The organism is Pseudomonas nitroreducens TX1 (genome assembly GCF_000313755.1).
In the GTDB taxonomy this organism is placed as follows: Bacteria; Pseudomonadota; Gammaproteobacteria; order Pseudomonadales; family Pseudomonadaceae; genus Pseudomonas; species Pseudomonas nitroreducens_A.
In genome coordinates this window covers 14,584-31,506 of the sequence record NZ_AMZB01000048.1, presented here as the reverse complement: position 1 = coordinate 31,506, position 16,923 = coordinate 14,584, and the positions used below count along the sequence as shown (strand labels likewise).

At 63.7% G+C, this 16,923-nt stretch carries 18 protein-coding genes and 1 pseudogene; 9 read left to right on the top strand and 10 right to left on the bottom strand.

The window, feature by feature from the left end:
* From C167_RS0100845 to C167_RS0100825, 5 genes are all read left to right on the top strand, one after another.
* A partial coding sequence (locus C167_RS0100845; protein WP_017516396.1) for an acyl-CoA dehydrogenase family protein occupies positions 1–528 on the top strand: 528 nt, incomplete at its 5' end.
* 18 nt (positions 529–546) lie between these two features.
* The gene (locus tag C167_RS0100840) at positions 547–1,896 is read left to right on the top strand and encodes an MmgE/PrpD family protein (RefSeq protein ID WP_017516395.1); all 1,350 of its coding nucleotides are present in this window, start codon (positions 547–549) and stop codon (positions 1,894–1,896) included.
* 93 nt (positions 1,897–1,989) lie between these two features.
* Positions 1,990–3,180, top strand: a complete 1,191-nt coding sequence (locus C167_RS0100835; RefSeq protein ID WP_017516394.1) for a CaiB/BaiF CoA transferase family protein — start codon at positions 1,990–1,992, stop codon at positions 3,178–3,180.
* Between the two features lie 14 nt (positions 3,181–3,194).
* Positions 3,195–4,028: an HpcH/HpaI aldolase/citrate lyase family protein gene (locus C167_RS0100830; RefSeq protein ID WP_017516393.1), complete on the top strand. Its 834-nt coding sequence runs from the start codon at positions 3,195–3,197 to the stop codon at positions 4,026–4,028.
* Positions 4,029–4,198: 170 nt separating this feature from the next.
* Complete coding sequence (locus tag C167_RS0100825; protein ID WP_017516392.1) at positions 4,199–5,926, top strand: SulP family inorganic anion transporter; 1,728 nt, start codon at positions 4,199–4,201, stop codon at positions 5,924–5,926.
* Here C167_RS0100825 and C167_RS0100820 read toward each other — a convergent pair.
* The 3 genes and pseudogenes from C167_RS0100820 to C167_RS0100815 form a co-directional block, all read right to left on the bottom strand.
* The gene (locus tag C167_RS0100820) at positions 5,923–6,501 is read right to left on the bottom strand and encodes an NAD-binding protein (protein ID WP_268744079.1); all 579 of its coding nucleotides are present in this window, start codon (positions 6,499–6,501) and stop codon (positions 5,923–5,925) included. The two genes, C167_RS0100825 and C167_RS0100820, sit on opposite strands and share 4 nt — an antisense overlap.
* Positions 6,502–6,512: 11 nt before the next feature.
* Positions 6,513–6,662 (bottom strand): annotated as a pseudogene (locus C167_RS34950) (portal protein); the annotation flags it as partial.
* A gap of 321 nt (positions 6,663–6,983) precedes the next feature.
* Positions 6,984–7,706, bottom strand: a complete 723-nt coding sequence (locus C167_RS0100815; protein WP_017516390.1) for a hypothetical protein — start codon at positions 7,704–7,706, stop codon at positions 6,984–6,986.
* A 268-nt stretch (positions 7,707–7,974) separates the two neighbouring features.
* Between C167_RS0100815 and C167_RS0100810 the strand changes: the two genes are divergently transcribed.
* The gene (locus C167_RS0100810; RefSeq protein ID WP_017516389.1) at positions 7,975–8,811 is read left to right on the top strand and encodes a PhzF family phenazine biosynthesis protein; all 837 of its coding nucleotides are present in this window, start codon (positions 7,975–7,977) and stop codon (positions 8,809–8,811) included.
* 386 nt (positions 8,812–9,197) lie between these two features.
* Here the strand turns inward: C167_RS0100810 and C167_RS32015 are convergent, their stop codons facing one another.
* From C167_RS32015 to C167_RS0100795, 3 genes are all read right to left on the bottom strand, one after another.
* On the bottom strand, positions 9,198–10,133 hold the full coding sequence (locus C167_RS32015; RefSeq protein WP_017516388.1) for a universal stress protein: 936 nt from the start codon (positions 10,131–10,133) through the stop codon (positions 9,198–9,200).
* Positions 10,134–10,243: 110 nt separating this feature from the next.
* Positions 10,244–11,146, bottom strand: coding sequence for a universal stress protein (locus C167_RS0100800; RefSeq protein ID WP_017516387.1), 903 nt, complete (start codon positions 11,144–11,146; stop codon positions 10,244–10,246).
* Positions 11,147–11,289: 143 nt separating this feature from the next.
* Complete coding sequence (locus C167_RS0100795) at positions 11,290–11,850, bottom strand: Hsp20/alpha crystallin family protein (protein WP_017516386.1); 561 nt, start codon at positions 11,848–11,850, stop codon at positions 11,290–11,292.
* Between the two features lie 218 nt (positions 11,851–12,068).
* Here C167_RS0100795 and C167_RS0100790 point away from each other — a divergent pair, with 218 nt between their 5' ends.
* The 3 genes from C167_RS0100790 (at position 12,069) to C167_RS0100780 (ending at position 14,010) form a co-directional block, all read left to right on the top strand.
* Positions 12,069–12,788 carry a hypothetical protein gene (locus tag C167_RS0100790; protein ID WP_017516385.1) on the top strand — a complete coding sequence of 240 codons (720 nt, stop codon included), beginning with the start codon at positions 12,069–12,071 and terminating at the stop codon, positions 12,786–12,788.
* A 76-nt stretch (positions 12,789–12,864) separates the two neighbouring features.
* Positions 12,865–13,761 carry a universal stress protein gene (locus tag C167_RS0100785; protein WP_017516384.1) on the top strand — a complete coding sequence of 299 codons (897 nt, stop codon included), beginning with the start codon at positions 12,865–12,867 and terminating at the stop codon, positions 13,759–13,761.
* Positions 13,762–13,770: 9 nt separating this feature from the next.
* The gene (locus C167_RS0100780; protein WP_017516383.1) at positions 13,771–14,010 is read left to right on the top strand and encodes a hypothetical protein; all 240 of its coding nucleotides are present in this window, start codon (positions 13,771–13,773) and stop codon (positions 14,008–14,010) included.
* A gap of 20 nt (positions 14,011–14,030) precedes the next feature.
* Here C167_RS0100780 and C167_RS0100775 read toward each other — a convergent pair whose 3' ends face one another.
* From C167_RS0100775 to fnr, 4 genes are all read right to left on the bottom strand, one after another.
* A complete protein-coding gene (locus C167_RS0100775) occupies positions 14,031–14,216 on the bottom strand; it encodes a hypothetical protein (RefSeq protein WP_026078714.1) in 186 nt (61 codons plus the stop codon).
* A 15-nt stretch (positions 14,217–14,231) separates the two neighbouring features.
* Entirely contained in the window at positions 14,232–14,789 is a 558-nt protein-coding gene (locus tag C167_RS0100770) for a GNAT family N-acetyltransferase (protein WP_017516382.1), read from the bottom strand.
* A gap of 141 nt (positions 14,790–14,930) precedes the next feature.
* Entirely contained in the window at positions 14,931–15,755 is an 825-nt protein-coding gene (locus C167_RS32010; RefSeq protein ID WP_017516381.1) for a CHAD domain-containing protein, read from the bottom strand.
* Positions 15,756–15,922: 167 nt separating this feature from the next.
* Positions 15,923–16,672 carry a fumarate/nitrate reduction transcriptional regulator Fnr gene (fnr, locus tag C167_RS0100760; protein ID WP_017516380.1) on the bottom strand — a complete coding sequence of 250 codons (750 nt, stop codon included), beginning with the start codon at positions 16,670–16,672 and terminating at the stop codon, positions 15,923–15,925.
* Positions 16,673–16,923 lie beyond the last annotated feature (251 nt).

Genomic DNA, 16,923 nt, shown 5'->3' with positions numbered 1-16,923 from the left:
AACGAGCTGTTCTTCGACAACCTGGAACTGCCGGCCAGCAGCCTGATCGGCGAGGAAGGCAAGGGCTTCAAGTACATCCTCGACGGCCTCAACGCCGAGCGCACGCTGATCGCTGCCGAGTGCATCGGCGATGGCCGCTGGTTCACCGAGAAGTCCGCGCAGTACGCCCGCGACCGTGTGGTGTTCGGCCGCCCCATCGGGCAGAACCAGGGCGTGCAGTTCCCCATCGCCGAGGCGCACATCGAAATCGAGGCCGCTGACCTGATGCGCTGGCGCGCCTGCCAGGAATACGACAGCGGCAGGAACGCCGGGGCGGCCGCCAACATGGCCAAGTACCTCGCCGCCAAGGCCAGCTGGGAAGCGGCCAACGCCTGCCTGCAAACCCATGGCGGCTTTGGCTTCGCCAACGAATACGACGTAGAGCGCAAGTTCCGCGAGACGCGCCTTTACCAGGTGGCGCCGATCTCCACCAACCTGATCCTGTCCTACGTGGCCGAGCATCTGCTCGAGCTGCCGCGCTCCTTCTGACATCAGGGACGACAAGCGATGAACAATACCCACGCCCTTGCCGAGTTCCTTGCCGGCCTGCGCTACGAAGACCTGCCTACGTCCGTGGTCGAGTATACCGAGGAGCTGTTCCTCGATTGGCTCGGCTCGGCCCTGGCCAGCCAGAACCGCCACCCGATCCCGTTGTTCCAGCGCTACGCTCAGCGCATGGGCCCGGCGAGCGGCAAGAGCCGCGTGCTGGTGGACGGCACCGCGAGCTCCGCTTACTTCGCTGCGCTGGTCAACGGCGCCAGCTCGCACCTGGTGGAGCAGGACGACCTGCACAACAGCTCCGTGCTGCACCCGGCCACCGTAGTGTTCCCGGCGGCCCTGGCCGCTGCGCAGGAGCTGGGCAAGTCCGGCCGCGAGCTGATCCTCGCCAGCGTCGCCGGCTACGAGGCAGGCATCCGCATCGGCGAGTTCCTCGGCCGCTCGCACTACCGCATCTTCCACACCACCGCCACGGTCGGCACCCTGGCTGCTGCAGTGGCCGTGGGCAAGCTGCTGGAGTTGGACAGCAGGCAGTTCGTCAACTGCCTGGGCAGCGCCGGCACACAGGCCGCCGGGCTCTGGGAATTCCTGCGGGATGCTGCTGACTCCAAACAACTGCACACTGCCAAGGCAGCGGCTGACGGCCTGCTCGCCGCCTACCTGACGGCCGCTGGGCTGACCGGCGCGCAGAACATCCTCGAAGGCGAGCAGGGCATGGCTGCCGGCATGTCCAGTGACGCTGATCCGAGTCGACTGGTGGACGGGCTGGGTACCCGCTGGGCGCTCTGCGAGACCTCCTACAAGTTCCACGCCTCCTGCCGCCATACCCATCCTGCCGCCGATGCGCTGCTGGGCCTGATGCAGCGTGAAGGGCTCAAGCACGGCGACATCGTCAAGGTCACCACCCGTGTGCACCAGGGCGCCATCGATGTGCTGGGCCGTGTAGTCGTACCGCAGACGGTGCACCAGGCGAAGTTCTCCATGGGCACCGTGCTGGGCCTGATCGCCGTGCACGGCAAGGCCGGGCTGGTGGAGTTCGAGGAGTTCTCCCTGAGCGACACCGAGGTCTCGGCCTTCCGCGAGAAGGTCAGCATGCAGCTCGACCCTGAAGTGGACGGCGCCTACCCGCAGCGCTGGCTCGGCCGCGTCGACGTGCTCACCACCGATGGCCGCCAACTGCACGGCGCCATTGACGAGCCCAAGGGCGATCCGGGCAACGGCCTGAGCCGGGCAGAGCTGGAAGACAAGTTCCGCCGCCTGCTGGCCTTCGCCGGGCAGCGCAGCGAGGCTGAAGCGGATCGTCTGGTGCAAGCCAGCTGGCGTCTGCACCAGTTGCCGAACCTCGACGCCTTTCACTGACGGCGAGTTGCACTGACCGTGCTCCGGGCGGCGTTGCCGCCCGGTCCCACCGAATCATCGCGTCGGCCAGCCGGCCGGCGTCTGGAGTTGCCCATGAGTTCGCGTCCCCTCGATGGCATCACCGTCATCAGCCTGGAACACGCCATCGCCGCGCCGTTCTGCACCCGCCAGCTGGCCGATCTCGGCGCCCGCGTGATCAAGATCGAGCGCCCCGGCGTCGGCGATTTCGCCCGTGGCTATGACGAGCGCGTGCGCGGCCTGGCTTCGCACTTCGTCTGGACCAACCGTTCCAAGGAAAGCCTGTGCCTGGACCTCAAGCAGGAGCCGGCGCAGACCGTGCTGGAGCAACTGCTGGAAACCGCCGACGTACTGGTGCAGAACCTCGCGCCGGGCGCCGCCGCGCGCCTGGGCCTGTCGTTCGAAGCGCTGCACGAGCGCTTTCCGCGGCTGATCGTCTGCGACATTTCCGGCTACGGCGAAGGCGGCCCCTACGAGCAGAAGAAGGCCTATGACCTGCTGATCCAGAGCGAGAGCGGCTTCCTTTCAGTGACTGGCGGGCCAGGCGCGGACGAGATGGCCAAGGCCGGTTGCTCCATCGCCGACATTTCCGCCGGGATGTACGCCTACAGCGGCATCCTCTCGGCGCTGCTGCTGCGCGGGCGCACGGGGGAGGGCAGTCGCGTCGAGGTGTCGATGCTCGAAGGCATGGCCGAGTGGATGGGCTTTCCCATGTACTACGCCTTCGAAGGCCAGTCGCAGCCGCCGCGCGCCGGAGCCGCCCACGCCACCATCTACCCCTACGGGCCTTTCCCCACCGGCGATGGCGGCAGCGTCATGCTCGGCGTGCAGAACGAGCGCGAGTGGAAACTGTTCTGCGAGATCGTCCTGCAGCGTCCGGAGCTGGCGGCCGATCCGCGCTTTACCGCGACCAGCCTGCGCGTGGCCAACCGCGATGCCTTGCGCACGCTGATCGTCGAAGCGTTCGCCAGCCTCGGCGCCGAGCAGGTGGTCGAGCGCCTGGAACAGGCACAGATCGCCAACGCCCACGTCAACGACATGCGCGGCTTGTGGCAGCATCCGCAGCTGGCCGCCCGCGACCGCTGGCGGGAGATCGACAGCCCGGCTGGTCGCCTACCGGCGCTTTTGCCACCGGTGAACAGCAATGTCTATGCGCCGCGCATGGACGCTGTGCCGGCTTTAGGTCAGCAGACGGATGACCTGCTGCGGGAACTGGGCTATACCCCCGGTGATATCCAGCGCCTGCACGAGCAGGGCGCGGTATGACCCAGGAGAACCCAATGATCCAGCAAAGCCCGGCGGATTCCATCGTACGAACTGCGCTGTTCGTTCCCGGCAGCCGCCCGGAGCGCTTCGCCAAGGCCCTGGCCAGCGGCGCCGACGCGGTGATTGTCGACTTCGAGGACGCCGTCGAGGCATCGCTAAAGGCCCAGGCCCGGGACAATCTGGAAGCCTTCCTCGGCGCCAACCCGGAGGCCCGCGTGCGGGTGCGGGTCAACGCCGCTGGCGATCCGGAGCAGGCGGCCGATCTGGAGCTGTGCCGACGCCTGCCGGGTGTCATCGGCATCCTGTTGCCCAAGGCCGAGCGCGCCATGCAGGTGCGCATTGCCGCGTCCTGCGGCAAGCCGGTCTGGCCGCTGATAGAGAGCGCCCGCGGCCTGCTCGCACTGGGCGAAATCGCCGCTTGCGAGGGCGTGGAACGCCTGACTTTCGGCGGCCTCGACCTGGCGCTGGACATCGGCATGAACAGCGGCACCCAGGCTGCCGCCGTGGTCTATGACCAGGTGCGCCTGAACCTGCTGCTGCATTCGCGGGTGAACGACCTGCAACCGCCGCTGGACACGGTTTTCCCGGCGTTCGATGACGCCGAGGGCTTCGCCGCGACCATCCGCCATGGCCGCGACCTGGGCTTGCTGGGGGCGTTGTGCATTCATCCGAAGCAGGTGGGCATCGCCCATGCGGCGCTGGCCCCGAGCGCCGACGAACTGGACTGGGCTCGACGGGTGGTGACTGCGGCCGAGAGCGGCGCGGCAGCCTTCCAGGTCGACGGACAGATGGTCGATGCGCCGGTGCTGAGTCGTGCTCGACGCCTGCTGGCGAGCGCGGGTGATTGATCGGTAAATCGCCGTCAGGCCCCGCTTCTTGCCGGGCCGGGCGGCAGCGCAGAACCGCGTTCTTGACCGGGAGCACCGCCAGCCGGTGGATGGCTGATCTACGCTAGGGAACGGGAAGGCCCCCTTCGCACGGGGGGCTTTCGCCGCCATCGCCCGGAGCCGTCACCCTCATGCCCGATACTTCGCCACGGAAACCTTCCGGCTTCGACTGGCAGCGCTGGCTGCCGGGGCTCGTCAGCCTGCGCAATTACCAGGCGAGATGGCTGCCGAAGGACTTCGCCGCCGGCCTGGTGCTGACCACCCTGCTGGTGCCGGTGGGCATCGCCTACGCCGAGGCTTCCGGCGTACCGGGCATCTACGGCTTGTACGCGACCATCATCCCGCTGCTGGCTTATGCGTTGTTCGGTCCGAGTCGAGTTCTGGTGCTCGGCCCCGATTCGGCGCTGGCCGCGCCCATCCTCGCGGTGGTGGTGCAGTACGCGGCGAGCGACCCGCACCGAGCAATTGCCATCGCCAGTCTGATGGCGCTGGTGTCCGGTGCGGTGTGCATGATTGCCGGGCTGTTGCGCCTGGGCTTCGTCACCGAACTGCTGTCCAAGCCGATCCGTTACGGTTACATGAACGGCATCGCGCTTACCGTGCTGATCAGCCAGTTGCCCAAGCTGTTCGGCATCAAGGTCGACAGCGAAGGGCCGCTGCGTGATATCGGGAATCTGGGCCGGGCTCTGCTGGAAGGACGCGCCAACTGGACGAGCTTTGCGGTGGGAGCGGGCAGCCTCGTGCTGATCCTGCTGCTCAAGCCGTACCAGCGCATTCCGGGTATTCTCATCGCGGTGATCCTGGCGACGCTGGCGGTCAGCCTGTTCGACCTCGGCAGCCAGGGGGTCAAGGTGCTCGGGCAGTTGCCGCAAGGATTGCCGTCCTTCGCCTTCCCGTGGGTGAGCGATATCGATCTGCTGGAAGTGGTGCTGGGCGGCGTCGCGGTGGCGCTGGTGTCCTTCGCCGACACCAGCGTCCTGTCGCGCACCTATGCCGCGCGATTGAAGAGTCCGGTAAACCCCAACCAGGAAATGTTTGGCCTCGGTGTGGCAAACGTCGCTTCCGGGCTGTTCCAGGGTATTCCCATCAGCAGCAGTTCCTCGCGCACGCCGGTGGCCGAGGCGGCGGGGTCGAAAACCCAGCTCACCGGCATCATCGGCGCGCTGGCGGTCACCCTGTTGCTGCTGATGGCGCCGAACCTGATGGAGCACCTGCCCAACAGCGCGCTGGCTGCCGTGGTCATCGCCGCCGCGCTGGGCCTGTTCGAATTCGCCGACCTCAAGCGCATCTATCGCATGCAGCCCTGGGAGTTCTGGCTGTCCATCGGTTGCTTCGCCGGCGTGGCGGTGTTCGGTGCCATTGCGGGTATCTGCATCGCCGTGGCGATCTCGGTGATCGAGTTCCTCTGGGATGGCTGGCGACCGCACCATGCCGTGCTTGGCCGGGTCGACGGGGTGCGCGGCTATCACGACGTAACGCGTTACCCGAATGCCCGGCGCATTCCCGGCCTGGTGTTGTTGCGGTGGGACGCGCCGCTGTTCTTCGCCAACGCCGAACAGTTCCAGAATCAGGTGCTGGCTGCGCTGGACGAGTCACCGACGCCGGTGCAGCGGCTGGTGATCGCCGCGAGCCCGGTGACCAGCATCGACATCACCTCTGCCGACATGCTCGCCGAACTGGACAAGCAGCTGGAGCAGCGCGGTGTCGAACTGCAGTTCGCCGAAATGAAGGACCCGGTGAAGGACAAGATGAAGCAGTTCGAACTGTTCGAGGGCCTGGGCGAATCGGCTTTCCACCCGACGCTTGGCGCGGCCGTGGATGCCTACCTGGCCGACTCCGGGGTGGACTGGAAACCCTAGGTCGTGCGGGCCTGCGCGCGGCGGCCATCGATCCAGATGAGCATGCCGCTGGCGTACAGCGATACCGCGAGGTGTCGGGAGTCTTGCTTGGCGGCCGGCGTAGCACCGGCAAGAACGCCGCTTGCGCCATCGTCTTCAAAGCGGCCGCCCGGCTCGTCGTCACGACCCTGGCGATGCAGTTCGAGCAGCGATTGCGCTTCCTGCTGCTGGTAGCGGCGTACCCAGGTGGCGGCCTGCTGTTCGCAGACGCCCAGTTCGATGAAGGCCCGGCGGGCCATCTCCAGGCTGGAGTGGAAGGTTTCACGAACCGGGGTGGCGCCGCGGTCGAGCAATTGCAGGACCTGCTGACGGTTGAGCGCGCGAGAGATCACGCGGGTCTTCGGGTGAAGGCGGGCAAGGGCATCCACGGTATCCAGGTTGATCTGCGGGTCGTCCGTGGCGACTATGACCAAGTCCGCCTCACCGGCCTTGGCGGCATGAAGATTTTCCGCGCGCGTCGGGTCGCCGTAATAGACCGGCACGCGACCCTCCTTGCGCTGACGCACCAGGGCGTGCATCGAGATATCCAGCGGCACCACCGTCTGGCCAGGCCCAGCCCGGCCGGGCCGATCAGGATGCCGGCCAGCAGGTAGCCCGGCACGGCGCCCAGCTTCAGGCGCTGCGTCAGGGGGACGAGAATGACGACTGTCAGCTGGAAAATTACCGTCGCCTGCAGCAGGCTCCCGTCATGTGGCATGGATCAGCCCTCTTGTGATGCCTTGCGGGCCATTGGGGCCCTGCCCATTGCGTCCGACGTGGATTTCTCCCGCCGGCTGATTTCTGGCTGCCACGTCACCCGCACTGCCTGAAGGCTTGAACGAAAAGAGAGCAGGGGGCTTGTATCTGTACCGAACCGGTCAGGCACTCGCTGCAAACGGGCGCCTGCCTGAGGGCCCCGTCATGTGGTGAAGGCGTGAGCTGAGTATGGGCGATTCGTAGCTTTCTGCCGGGCGGGGAGAGTCAGTCGATCTCGCTGCTGAAGAAACACAACATCAGCAGATTCAAATACTTACGAGGGTTAGAACTTCCAGATCGGGCCGTAGGTGCCGAAGCAGGCATTCGATAGCGCTTGCGGACGAACACCGTGGGTTTCGTAGCCACCGTATTCGTTGATTTCCAGGGTCAGCTGGGGTGTGAGTTCTCGGCCGCTCTTGAGGCGGACGCTATCGAAGACCTGCAGCTTCTTTCCGGTATTGACGACGCTGGTTTCCATCCAGGCATCAGGCGTGCTGGCTTCGTCCAGACGCGCGAGCAATGCGTTGTAAAGAGGCAGGTAGCGACCGTCGGGTGCCTTGCAGTCGATGTTGATCTTCTTGACCAGGGCTTCGGCCTCGGTAGAGCTGAAAAACAGTCGACCACCGAAATCGCGTTGCAGCTTGCCGACATAGGTCTCGTCGCTGGCCGGGATGCTTTTGGGTATTTGGGCCGCAATCTCCGCCAGGCAGGACTGCCGCGCTTTATAGAAAGTGTGCGAAACCCGAACACCGGTGGGCTTGTAGATGGCCGAGGTGATCAGCACATCGCCGTTTGCGCTCATGTGTTCGCCATCGGCAACGTAATCGCCGCTGTTTCCCCAGACGCCATCCGGCAGCCCGTTGGGCCATTCGACGCAGCTCGCCGGAGAAGTATCGCGGCGCAACTCGAAAACCGAACCTTGGAGGAAGGCCTCCGGGCTTTGGGCAAGAACGAGAAATGGAGTCAGCGACAGGCAGGAAGCAATCAGCAGGCGAATCCGATTCAAGAAGCGTCTCCTTGTTGCCTGGAGGAGTTCCGGCAGGCGCTACGCAGCAAAGGATAGTCGGGCTTCAGCCAGATGCTGTTCGAAGTTGGCGTTTCTGCAGCTGATGCGCAAGCCGGCTTGGAAGTGGTGGCTCAAAAGCTCCGCTTCTGGCCGATGGCTGCCTGCCCCGGGGAGCTTGCTGCTTCAGGTCCCTTCCATTGGGTTCGCCCAGCGACTAGTCTCGGCCATCCGTTTGGCGGTAGTAAGCCAATATCTTCCAGGAAGTCTGATGCCGCACTCATTGAAGTTCGAACAAGTTGATGTATTTGCTGAGCACCCTTACGAAGGCAGCGCCCTGGCAGTGGTGGTGGATGCCGATGAACTGACAACCGATCAGATGCAGGCGTTTGCCCGGTGGACACAACTCAGTGAGACGACTTTCCTGCTCAAGCCCCAAGCACCGGAGGCGCATTATCGCGTACGCATCTTTACCCCTCTGCGAGAGCTGCCCTTCGCCGGCCACCCCACTCTGGGAAGCTGCCAGGTGTGGCTGAACCAACAAGACAACCTGGAGGCTCACGAGATTATCCAAGAGTGCTCGGCGGGTCTGATTCGTGTACGCAAGCAGGGCCTGCGCTTAGCCTTTTCCGCTCCGCCCCTGCTGCGCAGCGGGCCGCTGGATTCGATGACGTTGCACCTCATCGAGCAGGGGCTGGGTCTCCATGCGGGACAGATTCGCGCTAGCCAATGGGTGGACAATGGTCCCGGCTGGGCGGGCGTGTTGCTGGCAAGCCGCGATGAAGTGCTGGGAATCAGACCCGATTACGCCGCGCTACAAGGATTGAATGTTGGAGTGATTGCTCCTTGGGCTGGGCCGGGGGCCGAAGCAGACGTGGAAGTTAGGACATTCATGGGCGAAGAATGCAACGAGGACCCTGTCACGGGAAGTCTGAACGCAGGCCTTGCTCAGTGGCTGATCGGTGCCGGAGTTCTCAGCAATCTCTACACGGTCAGCCAGGGGACCATAGTCGGGCGCTGCGGGCGACTACAGATCGAAAGCGTCAAGGGGACAATCTGGGTCGGCGGAGAGGTTCAACCCTGTATTTCCGGCATAGCCGTCTTCTGACGAGTGATCGAGAATCGCTGGCGGAGCTTTTTCCGATTCTGCATGTTTACTTGTGCTCGGCTGCTGCCCCTGAGGAAGAGGCAGCCACCGACCCATGGCGGACGTTCACCCGACTTTATCAAGGCGCAGTGGCGATCTCCGGAGGAGTTGCTCGGCGCGCCCAGCGCCAATGCCCCAATGCGCTCTATTTCGCCAGCATGTATACGGCCTGCCGAGGGCGCGAGCCAGGGCGATCTTCATAAATTCAATAATCAGCGGGTCGAGCATCTTCGTTGACCGCGTGGCATCGACGAGACTCCCTGCATGGCTGCATGGCTGCATGGCTGCATGGCTGCATGGCGACTACTCGGTGCACCCTGGTGCCGATAGAGAACAGGTGATGCACGTCATGACTGTTCCGCGCTGCCAGGTGGCAGCCTAGGATGGCCGGTTGTGTCCGCTCCGACGGCCAGCATGCTGCCGGACATGCGGTACAGCAAGCGTTCGGTGGTGCTGCCCAGGATGCGGTCCAGGCCCAGCCTGCTCTGCATACCCATGACCACGACATCGATCCGATGGTCGTCCATGAAGTTGGCAATGCCCTGGGTGGCAGGGCCGAGGACGAAATGGCGGTGCTCCATGGGAACGTGCCAGCGGTCAGCCAGATGGTTGAAGGTGCGGTAGAGCGAGATGCGGACCTGCTCGGCATAGCTGGAATCCCAGCTGCTGCTCAGCGTGGCCGAGTCGTAGTCGATGGCGCTCGGCAGGTCGCAGGCGTGGAGAAAATGCAGTTCTGCGCCGCACAGGCTTGCCAGATTGCGCGCGGCTTCGATGATCCCTTCATTCAGCCCGCTAACCAGCAGCTCCGGTCTGGCGACATCCAGTGCGGCGGCCACCTTCAGCGGCAGCGGATTGAGTGCTTCTGCCACCAGATGCAATGGAACCTGGCAGGCTCTGAGCAGGCGATAGTCCAGCGGTGTGACAAAGACCCTGCGTAATGCCGCCTCGTGATGAACGTTCTTGATCACCAGGTCCGCCTTGAGCGTCGCCACGCGATCAAGAATCTCCCGGCAGGGCTCGGCGCTCCAGAGGGTTTCGCAGGTGACATCCACCCCGGTGTTGCGCAGCTCCTGCGCGTCACGCTCGACGTCGACGCGGCATTGCTCAAGCAGTTCGTCGCGCAGATGATCAGAAAGAAACGGCATGCCCAGGCGTGGTTCAAGGAACATGCCGATATGCAACGCGGCATGACTTCGACGGGCAATGGCCAGGGCACGTCGATAGGCGGCCGATTGCCGCCAGCGAGGGGCGGCGATGAAGAACACTTTATGGTACTGGTCCATGGTCTTCGCCTCTGGCGCGGCCCACTTCAAGTGCAGGCTGGAACGAGGTGCGTTGTGCGACTTTGATGCCCATCAAACTCTGCGATTGCGCCCCGATCCGTGATGTCTCGTCATGCCCCCACGGCCAGCACGCTGCCTGGAATCTGGTCGAGGACATGCTCCGTGGTGCTGCCAATCAATCGCTCTACGCCGGTGCGGTGCACGCGGCCCATCACGACGACATCCATCTCGTTTTCCTGGGCGAAGCGTGAAACTCCGCGCAGTGGCGTACCCATCAGAAAGTGGCGTCGCTCCTGCGGCACGCCATGATCGTCCGCCAGGCGGACGAAGGCCTGGTGCAGGGAGGCGCGCATGTCCTCCACCAGATCGACCCAGGCCACCGCGCCTTCCGCACGGTTGGCCATGTAGGCGGGCATGCAGTCATAGATGTACAGCAGGTGCAGTTGTGCGTTGCATTGCAGCGCCAGGCCATTGGCCGCCGCAATGATGCGATCGTTGATACCGTTGATCAGGGTTCGTGGATCTGCCGGGTCGACCGCCGCAACGATGCGCCGGGGCAGGGGATGCTGCGCGCTGTGCACCAGGTGCAGCGGTTGCTGGCACTTGCGTAACAGGAACCAGTCCAGCGGAGTAACGAAGGAGCGCTTGAAAGCAGACTCATGCTGGATGTCCTTGATCACCAGATCCGGCTGCAGTTCGCCCATGGCCTGTAGCAGATCGGTACGCAGATCGGTCGTCCACAGGACGGACGAGGTCATCTCCACGCCCACGCCGCGACCACGTTGTAAACGGCATTCGTTTTCCCAACGCTCGCGCTGGGCTATCAGCATGTTCTCGCGCGCATCGTTCTGTACGTGCCTGGCCAGCAGACTGAAGGTGGCGAACGGCTCCACGCAGGCAATGACATGCAGGCTGGCCCCGCATTGCCCTGCCAGGGCGGTGGCGCGCTGCAAAGCCGGGGTATCGTGACGGTCGGGATGGGCGATCAGCAGCAGTTTCTGGATCTGGCTCATGGTGCACCTCGCAAGCATGAACGGGCAGGATCGAGCGGCGGAGACCGGCACCGTCGCCGCGCAGCCCCACCCTGAATGGGGTGGTATCGCCCCGGTTCTTATGCCGTCAGGGAGAGGGCGCTCCCGGCGGGAGCGCCAACGCATCACTTGGCGGTCTTGACCGGAATGATCTTCTCCGGATGCACTGCTTCCGCCCGCTTGGGCAACTGAACCTGCAATACGCCCTTGCTGAAGCGTGCCTGGATCTTCTCGGGGTCCACTTCGCGGGGGAGGCGGAACACTCGCTCGAAACTTCCGTAGCGGCGTTCCGAGAGGTGGTATTCCTTGCGAGTTTCGTTCTTCTCTTCCTTCTTCTCGCCCTTGATGATCAGGCTGCCATTGGCCAGCTTGACCTCGATGTCCTTCTCGTCCATGCCGGGCAACTCGGCGTTGATTCGGAACTCATCCGCCTGCTCGCTGACGTCCACTGCGGGGAGGCCATGGGAGAAAGGTTCGCGGCGCCAGAACTGGTCGGCATCGAACGGGCTATGGCTGAAGGGGAGTCTTAGCGGCGCGCGGCCGAAGTCGTCGAAGAGGCTGTCGATCTGGCGGCGCAGACTGTCGAAAGGACGCCATGGGTGAAACGGGTTGGCGGGCGGCTCCGAAGGCTTGGTCGGTTGTTGGGGAACGGCGCTGACAGGTACTTTTTTAGCGGGCTCGGACATGATGAATTCCTCCGCAGGAAAAAGGGTCGCCTCACTGGCGAGGCCGTTCGATTCTGCGATCCTGAGGTCTACCGACTTTGATGCCGATCAAATGCGGCACCGGCAGTCGTATTGATTTCCCGGACGCAACTTGATGGTGATCAAGGTAATTGGCCTGCCGCTTCTTAGCCTGAGTCAAAGCCGGCGCATCTTGCCGGTGACGGCCGTGGAGGCGCGGCATGGAATGGCAGACGATTGGCCGCGCGCGGGTGCTGGAGGAGCTGTCCATCTCGGACTCGACGCAATGCCTGCGCGTGAAGCTGGACGATGACGAGACACAGTCGATCATTCCTGGCCAGTACTGCTTGCTGGATGATCGAGTACAAGCTGCCAGGGCCTTCAACTACGTCAGCCTGCCGGGGCGTGATCGTCTCTGCATCCTGGCGGCCAGCCAGCGCGGAGTGCCGCTGCGCACGGATGGCCCGCTGCTTTATCGCGGCCCACTGGGGGTGGGCTGGCCGTTGCCGTTTGGCGTTTCCCGCCTGCTGGTTTTTGCCTGCAATGGTGGAATCCTGGCCGTGGCAGCCGCCATCGACGAATTCGCCTGCTGGCTGCCCTGGGTACAACTGGTGCTGGTTGAGGACGCATCCAGCCAGGCGTGCCTGCCCGACGATTGCCGCCGTTGGCTGCATTCGCTGGGGTTGCTGACCTCGCCAGTCGAGGATTGCCCTCTGGAGCGGTTGAGAGCGCAGCTGAGCCGGCAGTTGCCCGACCTGGTCTACTGCTCCGCGCCTGCGCCGCTGGCGCTGAAGGCCGCCCGTCTTTGTCTATGGCATGGCGTCCCGGCGTATCGAATCTGGGTACGGACCGAGTGCGCGCTGCCGGGATCGGGAAGCACGTCCCTGCCAGCTGCAGACGGCCCGGTACTGCGCTTCGATCGCTTGAGCGGGCGCATTTGATCGGCATCAAAGTATGACCTCCTGGGCAAGCACAGGCTCATAGCGACACGTCCAACCGCCATGCGCCGGAGGCCTCATGAACGCCTATGCTCGCTTACTGCTGATCTGCGACCCTGATCTCCACTATTCCCCGGCGCTGGCGCGCGCTCAGGCACTGGCGGGCGCCTTCGACGCGCGCCTGCACATCGTGGTGTTGGGAAGCCTGCCAACTGGTCTGTCAGTGCTCGATTACAACGCCCGGCAGAGAGTTCGCGAAGATATCCAGGAAAGTCAGCGCACCTGGCTCGACGATCAGTTGGAACTGTTGCGTGGTCATGGGATCGATGCCAGCGCCGAGGCCGTCTGGAGCGATGATCCGCTGGAGGACATCATTGCGTTGGTCCGGCGGCATCACATCGATCTGCTGCTCAAGGACACGCGCTATGAGCCCGCGCTGAGCCGTGCGCTGACTCATCCGCTGGATTGGCAGCTTCTGCGCCAGTCGCCTGTGCCACTGCACCTGGTCAGCCAGGCGACCCATCCTCTGCCGCGCAAGGTGGTCGCCGCCATTGATCTCTCCCAGGATGATCCGGAGGTCGACCAGTTGAACCAACGTATCGTCGAAATGGCACAACAGTTCGCCGGTCAATGCGATGCCGAACTTCACTTGCTGCAGGCTTACGACGTCAGCGCCGGCTTCCTGGCCTATGCCGCCGGACCGGTGGCCTGGACGCCGGATGTTGCGGAGCTGGCCGCGGGACGCTCACGCCAGCAGATGGAGCGCATTGGGAGCCAGTTCAACGTGGGGCGGATTTGCCAGCATTTCGTCAAGGGCAGCGCCACCCGCGTGATCGCCGAGTTCGCAGAGCAACAGCACATGGATGTCGTGGTCATGGGCACGCTCTATCACGCCGGGCTGGCGAAAATAATCGGCAGTACCACGGAGCAGGCGCTGTACCGGGTGAACTCCAGCATCCTGGCAGTCCGACCCTGAGGCTGGATCATGAAAGTGCTGGCGTTTCTCGTCGCGCTGTTCACCGTCTGGGCGATCGCCTGCGTCGCCTGGATGGCTCTGCGCTACACGCCTGCCGGTGGCGACAGCGAATACGTGTTTCTCTGGGATCGCTGGGAGAACCGTGTGTGTCTGGTGTCAATCAGCGAGCCAGCGCACATCATCTGCGACCTTCGTTCGCTCTGGGTCGAATCCCCAGCAAAGAGCGGGCCCATGGTTCGGCGACCATGACAGCGGCCCGGTGAGTACGCTCAGCCGGCGCGCCGGCGTTCGGGGTCCGAGCGTTGAACCTGAGGCCATGCATGGGGCGCCGCGAGGCGCTCATGCAGCCGCTCCAGATAGTCGCGGGCCTGACGCTCATCGGCAAATGGCACCCGGTATTGATCGAGCTGGACGTAGCAGCGGCCGTCGCTGGTGCAGAGAAGTTGCGTGCGCATCGTTGCCTCCCCGCCTCACGGCGCTGGCTGCAGTTGCAGGGTATGAATGGTCTGGGTGGAGTCCATCGGGTCAGGGTGGCTGGTGAAGCCCAGGAAGTGCGCCAGTTCGTGCATCGCGCTGTTGGCTGCTGCGTCGACCGAATACATCTGCTGTAACCCTTGCTGCCTGGCCGTTTCGATCAGATGGCGCATCAGCGCCACGGCCAGCCCGCGATGACGCCAGGCATCCGCCACGGTGACCGCACATTCGCACTGGTGAGAATCGGCACAACGTGCGTACCGGCTGATGCCGATCTCCATCAGTTCTCCATCCTGGTGCGAAAGGGCCACGTAGGCGACGCTGTCCTTGAAGTCCACCGCCATTAATTGGTTCAGCAGTGAAGGACTGACCTCTTTCATGGTGCAGAGAAAACGGAAGTGGCGCGCTTCTGGTGACAAGCGCGCGATGAAATCCGCTTCACGCTGGCGATCCTCCGGCCGCAACGGGCGGATCAGTACGTGGGTCCCGTCCGACAAGGCCTCGACCCAGTGTTCATCGAGACCATCGTCTTTGGCTTGGGGGTGGCTGGACATGAAATCCTCCTGGCGCAGTGCCGTTAAGCGGGTAAGCCGCTGACTCACTTGTACGCCGGGAGGTTTGGGTGAATTTGACCGCGATCAAATGGCGGTAATCTCATCGCTCCTGGCTGCCGACCGGCCGCCGAAGAGCACACGTTAACCGTTCACCGGCTTCAGTGGTGGGACGTGCTTTTTCTCCTTTCTGGAAGTGGTCAGCCGGTCCAGCAGCGCCGCCAATACCGTCTGCGCCCCGTGCTGGGCTTCCGTCCTGGCTGAGAGCCACCCGTTGATCAGTGGGCGAAGCGGCCGGTCCTTGTCGCTGCTGGCGCACCACAGACTCAGGTCATGTTCATTGCCCAGAATTGACTGGGCGCGCTTGAGATCGTCCAGCAGCGCATCGTCTGGCCTGATCCAGTTGGCATAGCTCTCGCACAGGTAGCGCACGCGCTTGATGCGCAGACGAATGGCGTGCCAGTCGCGGGGACTATCGTGGGATTGTTCCAGTACCTCCCGAAGCTGCTCCAGATCGCGTTTCGCCCGCCGCCTGACGAGCTTGCGAATATGCTTGAGATCGCTGCCGGAGCGAATCTTGCGAAACGCGGCGGGCCACCGCTCCAACTCACCGAGCACTCGTTTGGCAATTGGCTTGCGCAAACACAGCCGGACGCTTTGGTCCACATGCGCCCGGCGTCTGCTGGCTTCTGCTTGCCAGCCCAGTCGCTCCAGCTCCTGGGCTAGTACCTGGGTATCTCGTAAACCACTGGTGCTTGTCAGCAGCGCCGCGGCGGCCTGATCCAGGACCGCCAGCTCCGGCCGCTGGCGTAGCGGACGCAGCAAACTGCGCACACCTCGCAGCGTGATGCGCAGGTCGTGCAGCGCCTCACCGTCACTGGCGCTTTCGATGCATTGTGCGGCGTACAGATAATCCACTTGCAACCCGATGAGCCGGGCAATCAGAAAGTCGGTGCTGCTGGCTGGCATACGGGATGTTGCTAGGGGGGACGCTCTGTCTGGGCGCATATTGACCTCCGGCGGCGCCAGCACCAACTGGCACGCTCGGAGCAGCCTCCGCCGAGGAAGTCCGCGGTGCTTTGATGCGAATCAAACAAGCGTTCTGGCAGCTGAAGGGCAGCTCCAGGTGAGCAGACTCAGCGATTTTCGGTTGCGGCGCCTTGCCCTTCGATCCCGCTCAATCGGCAAAGCTCTTGGTGGTTGAGCAAATGTACCTCCCGTCCCTCGCATTCGATCAGGCCCGTCTGCGCGAAGCGAGTGAACAGCCGGCTGATGGTTTCCAAAGACAGATCGAGGTAATTGCCGATATCGCCACGCGTCATACATAGCGTGAAGCGGTCCTGGCGCAGTCCCCGCTGCTGGTAGCGCGCCGACAGGCTCAACAGGAACTGGGCCAGCCGCTGCTCGGCACGCTCGCGGTTGCAGCGAATGTGTTCGTGCTCGCCGTGGATCCCCTGGCTGAGGATATGCAGTAATTGATGGCGCAGTCCGGGAATGCGTCCGGAGAGATCCTCCAACTGCTCCAAGTCGATGGCGCATACCAGCGAAGTCTCCAGAGCCACAGCGAACCCTCGGAAGGAGGGCGCCCCGATTGCATCCAGCCCAATCATCTCGCCGGGCAGGACAAAGCCGGTCACCTGCTGATCACCATTAGACTCAATCAGGTAGGTCTTCAGAGCTCCCGAGCGCAAGGCGAAGACCTGCCGCATCGGTTCGCCAGCGCGAAACAGATACTCCCCTTTGTGCAGCGGCCGGTTGCGGCGAACTATGCGGTCCAGCTCCGCTACTTCACCTTCGGTCAGGCTGGCTGGAAGGCAAAGGCGGCTCAGCGAACAGGCAAGGCAACTGACCTGGAAGAGCTGGGATGGGCGTTGACTGTTGGTCATCAGGTAAGCCCCGGCATACGGGCGTTCCAGTCATTCTAGCGGTTTCGCTTCGTGGCCATGCAGCCTTCGACAAACGGAAGAGGAATCCCCGAGGATCTAACCGCCGCATTGCTCAGCCGCCCCTCCCATCCAACCGCGATATCGGCGGCAGACGGGCTATTACCTTGCTCGATGGATCTCCGGCCCGTGGCGAGTCAGTTTGACGACTGACTAGTTTCTTGCGAACTGTTCACAGATTGAAGGAAATGAAA